This is a genomic window from Isoptericola sp. NPDC055881 (genome assembly GCF_053615895.1).
In genome coordinates this window covers 1-2,317 of the sequence record NZ_JBSHCR010000145.1, presented here as the reverse complement: position 1 = coordinate 2,317, position 2,317 = coordinate 1, and the positions used below count along the sequence as shown (strand labels likewise).

1 rRNA gene is annotated in these 2,317 nt (G+C 51.1%); it reads right to left on the bottom strand.

Features of this window, described 5'->3' with window-relative positions:
* Positions 1-2,227: ribosomal RNA gene (locus tag ACWGKI_RS20780) — 23S ribosomal RNA — on the bottom strand; the annotation flags it as partial.
* Between the last annotated feature and the right edge of the window lie 90 nt (positions 2,228-2,317).

Here is a 2,317-nt window from a genome sequence, read left to right as displayed (position 1 = left end):
GGTCAATACAGCCAGGGTAGTATCCCACCGATGCCTCCACCGAAGCTGGCGCTCCGGTTTCCAAGGCTCCTACCTATCCTGTACAAGCTGTACCAACATTCAATATCAGGCTGCAGTAAAGCTCCACGGGGTCTTTCCGTCCTGTCGCGGGTAACCTGCATCTTCACAGGTACTATAATTTCACCGAGTCTCTCGTTGAGACAGTGCCCAGATCGTTGCGCCTTTCGTGCGGGTCGGAACTTACCCGACAAGGAATTTCGCTACCTTAGGACCGTTATAGTTACGGCCGCCGTTTACTGGGGCTTCAATTCACAGCTTCGCTTACGCTAAGCGCTCCTCTTAACCTTCCAGCACCGGGCAGGCGTCAGCCCCTATACTTCGCCTTACGGCTTCGCAGAGACCTGTGTTTTTGCTAAACAGTCGCTTGGGCCTATTCACTGCGGCTCTCTCGGGCTTGCACCCTAACAGAGCACCCCTTCTCCCGAAGTTACGGGGTCATTTTGCCGAGTTCCTTAACGAGAGTTCTCTCGATCACCTTAGGATTCTCTCCTCGCCTACCTGTGTCGGTTTGCGGTACAGGCACCTTTTATCTCGCTAGAAGCTTTTCTTGGCAGCGGGGAATCAAAGACTTCGCTCCATAAGGAGCTTCCCCATCACAGCTCAGCCTTCACGATAAGCGGATTTGCCTACTTATCAGCCTAACTGCTTGGACGTGCACAACCAATCGCACGCTTCTTCTATCCTTCTGCGTCCCTCCATTGCTCAAACGATAAAGAGGTGGTACAGGAATATCAACCTGTTGTCCATCGCCTACGCCTTTCGGCCTCGGCTTAGGTCCTGACTAACCCTGAGCGGACGAGCCTTCCTCAGGAAACCTTAGGCATTCGGTGGACGGGATTCTCACCCGTCTTTCGCTACTCATACCGGCATTCTCACTTCTAAGCGCTCCACCAGTCCTTCCGGTCTGACTTCACTGCACTTAGAACGCTCCCCTACCACTGATACCATTGGTATCAATTCGCAGCTTCGGTGGTGTATTTAGCCCCGGTACATTTTCGGCGCAGAGTCACTCGACCAGTGAGCTATTACGCACTCTTTAAATGGTGGCTGCTTCTAAGCCAACATCCTGGTTGTCTAAGCAACTCCACATCCTTTTCCACTTAATACACACTTTGGGACCTTAGCTGGCGATCTGGGCTGTTTCCCTCTTGACTACGGATCTTATCACTCGCAGTCTGACTCCTAAGGATAAGTCATTGGCATTCGGAGTTTGACTGAATTCGGTAACCCGATGGGGGCCCCTAGTCCAATCAGTGCTCTACCTCCAAGACTCTTACCTTGAGGCTAGCCCTAAAGCTATTTCGGAGAGAACCAGCTATCTCCAGGTTCGATTGGAATTTCTCCGCTACCCACACCTCATCCCCGCACTTTTCAACGTGCGTGGGTTCGGGCCTCCATTCAGTGTTACCTGAACTTCACCCTGGACATGGGTAGATCACCTGGTTTCGGGTCTACGACCACGTACTAAACGCCCTATTCAGACTCGCTTTCGCTGCGGCTCCGCATCTTCTGCTTAACCTTGCACGGGATCGTAACTCGCCGGTTCATTCTACAAAAGGCACGCCATCACCCGTTAACGGGCTCTGACTACTTGTAGGCACACGGTTTCAGGATCTCTTTCACTCCCCTTCCGGGGTGCTTTTCACCTTTCCCTCACGGTACTGGTTCACTATCGGTCACTAGGGAGTATTTAGCCTTGGGAGATGGTCCTCCCAGATTCCGACGGAATTTCACGTGTTCCGCCGTACTCAGGATACATTCAAGAGAGAACGAAGTTTCGACTACGGGGTTGTTACCCTCTACGACGGACCTTTCCAGGTCGCTTCGTCTACCTCGTTCCTTTGTAACTCCGTATAGAATGTCCTACAACCCCAAGAGGCAAGCCTCTTGGTTTGGGCTAGATTCCGTTTCGCTCGCCGCTACTCAGGAAATCGCATTTGCTTTCTCTTCCTCCAGGTACTTAGATGTTTCAGTTCCCCGGGTCTGCCTTCTCATATCCTATGTATTCAGATATGGATACCACTCCATTACGAGTGGTGGGTTTCCCCATTCGGAAATCTCCGGATCAAAGCTTGCTTACAGCTCCCCGAAGCATATCGGTGTTCGTCCCGTCCTTCATCGGCTCCTAGTGCCAAGGCATCCACCGTGCGCCCTTTCTAACTTAACCGTTAAAAAAGATCTTACTGATGCTTTGAAAAAATTAATTGCCTTCTATCTATTATCTAGTTTTCAAGGAACAAAGAAGAAAGAATTCCAT